At 57.6% G+C, this 4,883-nt stretch carries 5 protein-coding genes; 1 reads left to right on the plus strand and 4 read right to left on the minus strand.

Translation table 11 applies throughout. The features are described from left to right. From ACEQWH_RS15060 to ACEQWH_RS15070, 3 genes are all read right to left on the minus strand, one after another. Positions 1 to 730: ABC transporter permease (locus ACEQWH_RS15060; RefSeq protein WP_370232208.1), on the minus strand; the 730-nt coding region annotated here is incomplete at its 3' end. Further along, complete coding sequence (locus tag ACEQWH_RS15065; RefSeq protein WP_370232210.1) at positions 727 to 1,674, minus strand: ABC transporter permease; 948 nt, start codon at positions 1,672 to 1,674, stop codon at positions 727 to 729. The genes ACEQWH_RS15065 and ACEQWH_RS15060, both read right to left, overlap by 4 nt. Before the next feature lie 10 nt (positions 1,675 to 1,684). Beyond that, positions 1,685 to 3,118 (minus strand): ABC transporter substrate-binding protein, encoded by a 1,434-nt coding sequence (locus ACEQWH_RS15070; RefSeq protein ID WP_370232216.1) that lies wholly within the window; start codon positions 3,116 to 3,118, stop codon positions 1,685 to 1,687. Between the two features lie 257 nt (positions 3,119 to 3,375). On the opposite strand from ACEQWH_RS15070, the gene ACEQWH_RS15075 reads away from it, so the two are divergent. Next, positions 3,376 to 3,921 carry a LuxR C-terminal-related transcriptional regulator gene (locus ACEQWH_RS15075; protein ID WP_370232212.1) on the plus strand — a complete coding sequence of 182 codons (546 nt, stop codon included), beginning with the start codon at positions 3,376 to 3,378 and terminating at the stop codon, positions 3,919 to 3,921. A 19-nt stretch (positions 3,922 to 3,940) separates the two neighbouring features. Here the strand turns inward: ACEQWH_RS15075 and ACEQWH_RS15080 are convergent. Next, on the minus strand, positions 3,941 to 4,883 hold a 943-nt coding region (locus ACEQWH_RS15080; RefSeq protein WP_370232214.1), incomplete at its 5' end, for a DMT family transporter.

Consider the following 4,883-nt stretch of genomic DNA (forward strand, 5'->3'; position numbering starts at 1 on the left):
CCAGCGAGATCAGCGTCTGGCTTTCCGCCAGCATACGCCCCCAGCTTGGGATCGGGGGCTGCGCGCCCAGACCGACATAGCTTAGCCCCGCCTCGGCTAGGATACCCAGCGAGAACTGAATGGTGCCCTGAACGATCAGCAGATTGAAAATATTCGGCAGGATGTGTTCCACCGAAATCCGAGCTGTGCCCTTACCCGCCACCCGTGCGGACATGATGAAATCGCGTGTCCAGATCGGCAGCGCCGCGCCGCGACTGAGGCGTGCGAAAACAGGGATGTTGAAAATCCCGATCGCGATGATGGCGTTGATCGCAGATGGGCCAAACAGCGCTGTGATCATGATCGCGATCAACAGGGAGGGGAAGGCAAAGACCAAGTCGTTGCCGCGCATGATCACCTCGTCCAGCAGGCTGCCACGTCGTGCAGCCGCCGTGAGGCCCAGCGGCACGCCAACCCCCATACCGATCCCGACGGCGACAAAAGCCACCGCAATAGACGTCTGTGCGCCCACCATCAGCATCGACAGGATGTCGCGTCCGAAATGATCGGTGCCAAACCAGTGACTTGCCGAGGGCGATTGCAGTTTGTTGCCAATGTCCAGCTGCGTCCAGTCATAGGGCGTCCAGATCAGAGACACCAAAGCCGCGATCGCGAAGACTGCGGTCAGCAGAACACCGATGACAAGATTGCGCGACCTCAGGACAGTGTGAAACAGGTTAGCCTCGCTCATGCGCGTGATCTCAGTCTTGGGTCGACCCAGGCGTAGGCAAGGTCGACGAGGAAATTGACAACGATCACGGCAAACACCAGCAGCATCACCACGCTTTCAACCACGATCAAGTCGCGCTGGGTAATCGCCTGAAACACCAGGCGTCCAAGGCCCGGCAGGAAGAAAACATTCTCGATAATGATTGCACCCGCCAGCAGGAACGAGAACTGAAGGCCGATGATGGTTAGAACCGGAATAAGCGCGTTGCGCAGGGCGTGACGCCACATGACTTGTCGGCGGCTTAATCCTTTGGCCCGGGCGGTGCGCACGTAGTCCTCAGACAGCGTATCCAGCAAGGACGAGCGCATCACGCGCGACAGAATTGAGGCCTGCGGCAAGGCAAGGGCGAGGGCAGGCAGGGTCAGGGCTTTGATGGCAGCCCAGAAGCCTGCGTCCCATCCGGGGAACCCTCCGGCCGAGAACCAGCGCAGATTGATCGCGAAAACCAGGACCATCAGCATGGCAAACCAGAAATTCGGGATCGCGATGCCCAGCTGAGTTGCGCCCATGACGGTGACGTCGGTGGCCGACCCGCGACGCGCGGCCGCCAAAAGGCCCACGGGAAAGGCGACGACGACGGTTAATCCAAGCGCATAGATCGCCAAGGGCAGCGAGATCTCAAGCCGCTCGGCGACGATTTCCGACACCGGTGAACGATAGGTATAAGAGGTGCCCAGATCCCCGGTTACAAGTCCGCCGACCCAACCGAAATAACGCTGGATCAGGGATTGGTTTAGCCCTAGCTCGTCTCGCAGGGCTGCAACAGTATCTGGCTGCGCATTGATCCCCAGCATAAAGGATGCTGGATCACCTGGCACAATTTCGATGCAGGTAAAGATGACGAGGCTCGCCACGATCAAAGAGATCAATAGCGAGCCCAGCCGTTTCAATGCGTAAAGTGCCATTGAGGTGTACTTAGTCCGTCCAGCTCACGCCTGTCAGGTCAACGGCCTGCGTCGGAGCATCCTCCCAGATGCCATTCAGCTTTGCGTTCACCACAGACACCTGTGCCAGTTGGAAGAGGAAGCCATTCACATAGTCTTCCGAGATGATCGTCTGCGCCTGCTTCAGCATGTCAGACCGCGTTGCCGGATCGCTTTCGACGGCCAGATCCGCGATCAACGCTTGGAAATCTGCGTTGTCATACTGGAAGTAGTATTCCGGACGGGCATAGATCCCGATATCCATAGGCTCTGTGTGGCTGACAATGGTCAGGCCATAGTCATAGCCGCGGAATGCCTGCTCAAGCCACTGTGCCCACTCCAAGTTGGAGATCTCGGCTTCGATGCCAATCGCACGCAATTGCGCAGCGATGATTTCGCCACCGCGACGTGCATAAGAGGGAGGTGGCAGTTTCAGTGTCGTGCTAAAGCCGTCAGGGTACCCGGCTTCGGCCAACAGCGCTTTGGCCGCGTCTGGGTCAAACGGTGCGTTGCCGGTCAGGTCCAGATAGTCAGGATTATGTGGCGCGAAATGAGTGCCGATGGGGGTGCCATATCCAAACATGGCGCCATCGATGATCGCCTGACGGTCAATCGCCATGGATACAGCTTTGCGCACACGCACGTCGTTGAACGGCTCTGCCTTGTTGTTGATCGCAAGGATGGTTTCACCCTCGGTGTTGCCTGCAAGCACGTTGAAGCGCGGATCAGCTTCGAACTGGATCAGGTTTTCCGGTGCTGGATAGCTGTAGAAGGCATCAATGTCTTCGGCCATCATCGCAGCAAAGGCCGCAGTCGGGTCAGAGATGAACTTGAACGTCGCGCTCTCCAAAGCGGCCGCATCGCCCCAATAGTCTGCGTTGCGGTTCAGCGTGATGCTGTCGCCCTGTTTCCAGTCTGCAAAGACAAATGCACCGGTGCCGACCGGAGCCGTCTTGATGTTATCGATGCTCTCTGGCGCAACGATAACCGCGTCACCCCATGCCATGTTAAACAGGAAGTTGCCCTGTGGCGCGGACAGGGTCACTTTCACCGTGGAGGCATCCATCGCCTCGACACTTTCGATGCCAGCAAACAGTGCTTTTTGCGCGTTCGTGCTGTCTTCGGCGCGGGCACGATCCAGCGAGAAGACGACGTCAGACGCATCAAACGCTGTGCCGTCGTGGAATGTCACGCCTGAGCGCAGCTTGAAGGTATAGGTCTTGCCATCGGCAGAGATTTCCCAGCTTTCCGCAAGGCCCGGACCAACAGAGCCGTCTGCGCCAAAGCGGGTGAGGCCTTCAAAGACGTTGGAATAAAGTACCTGATCGATCGCCCCGGCCGCAGCAGAGGTTGGATCCAAATGGGGTGGTTCGAGCTGAAGCCCGACGGTCACGTCGGTGTTCGCCGCAAGTGCAGTCGAGGTCATCAGCAAGGCAGCGCCTGCCAAAATATGCTTGTTCATTGTGTCTCTCCCTATCGAATTTTTGTGGCGTCGAAAGAGTGCAAGGCCGTGGTGCCTCGTTTTATGTCCGAGACTTGCACGACGGATCTCTTTGTTCACCAGCGGTGTGCGCTTTGCGTAATCATAGGCATCTTAACTTTTTTGCCACGTATGGCACCTGATCAATCATCGGGATTAGCGATACGGTAGCAATACCGTATCAATACGGTATGATCTTAGCCATGGAGACCTTGAAAAGCATCGCATTTGACGCAGCCCCCATCGGGATCATCATGACCGAGCATCGGATCGTGCGTACTTGCAACCGCAAATTCTGTCATTTGTCCGGGTTTGACCGATCAGATCTGATCGGTCAGTCGTTTCGCTCGTTGCTTTATGACGATGCTGAATACGAACGGGTGCGCGAGTTCGGGTTCAAGGCCCTGCGTGCGGGCGGATCTTACTCGGATATGCGGCTTTTGCGGCGCAAGGACGAGTCCCTGCTTTGGTGTCGCTTCCGTGCTGAAACGCTGACGCCCGAAGACCCCCTCGCGCGGATGGTGTTTACCTACGCGCCGGTGGGCGAACCCACCAATCAGCCCACACTTTCGCCACGCGAGTGGGACGTGGTTCTGGGACTGCACGCGGGCAAAACAAGCAAAGCGATCGCCCTAGATCTGGGCCTTTCGCCGCGCACCGTCGAAGACGTCCGTGCGCGTCTGTTGAAGAAATTTCAGGCCAAGAACTCGATGGAAATGCTGAAGAAATTCACGAATATCGAAATCTAGGGCGCGACCGGCCAAGTCGTCAGCGGCGCAAGGCGACAATCGCCAATCCCAGACAGACCCCGCCGATGCCGATCCAAGAGGCGACAGAGGGGACTTCGCCCAGTACCGGAATAGCCAGCAAGGCCGCCGTTGCGGGAACCGCTGCGGAAAAGCCAGACGTCAGCGTGGGCCCCAAATGAATGGACGCAAGCGAGAACAGAATGACCGCAAGGAACCCCGGCCCAAGACCTTGAAACGCCGCTTGGAACAGGATCTGGCTTAGCTGGGCATCGCCCAGTGTCGAGGGCAACGCAAAGTACCAGATCGGCAGAAAGATCAGGGCGTTCGGAATATTCACAACCGCAAGCGCTTGTTTGGGCTGAATTTTCCAGTGGCTGAGCGCAAAGATGTAAATCGACAAAAAAGCCGACGCGGTGAGAAACATCACAATACCGCGCAAAGGGCTGGCCTCTTGGCCCGTGATCCCTGATGCGCCCACTGTGACGGCCCCCAGCATGATACAGCCAAGTCCCACGACTTGCGCTTTTGTCGGCAGGCTGGACGTCAGAAGAAAGACCAGAACGATTGAGAAGAATGGCAAAGATCCATTCGCGAACACGGCGGCATAGGCCGCGGATGCTTCGGTCATGCCAAAATACATCAGCAGGGCGTAAAACGTGCCGGGCCCAAAGAACGTCACGGCCAGAACCCCACGCAAGGGCAAGTGTTTTGGCCACCACGCGACCGCGAAAGGCACGGTGAGCGCTCCTGCCACAATGAAACGCAGGGCCGCAAGATCAAAAGCTGTCAGATTGCTTTGCACGCCCGAGCGGGAAAAGACGACAAAGCCAGACCAGATGAAGATGACCAGAACAGCGCTGATGATGCCAAGTTTTCGGTTCTGGCCCAGCGCCGCGTCCGTCGCTTTTGTCTCTGTCGTCATGCGTGTGTCGCCGTGCCGATCGCTTGGGCGAGCACCTCGA

Origin of the sequence: Cognatishimia sp., from assembly GCF_964229375.1 — a bacterium.
In the GTDB taxonomy this organism is placed as follows: Bacteria; Pseudomonadota; Alphaproteobacteria; order Rhodobacterales; family Rhodobacteraceae; genus Cognatishimia.

What these genes read in the sequence shown, in the direction of transcription:
- ACEQWH_RS15065 (WP_370232210.1), bottom strand. Translation starts at nt 1,674, where the DNA reads ATGGCACTTTACGCATTGAAACGGCTGGGCTCGCTATTGATCTCTTTG.
- ACEQWH_RS15070 (WP_370232216.1), bottom strand. Translation starts at nt 3,118, where the DNA reads ATGACCTCGACTGCACTTGCGGCGAACACCGACGTGACCGTCGGGCTT.
- ACEQWH_RS15075 (WP_370232212.1), top strand. Translation starts at nt 3,376, where the DNA reads ATGGAGACCTTGAAAAGCATCGCATTTGACGCAGCCCCCATCGGGATC.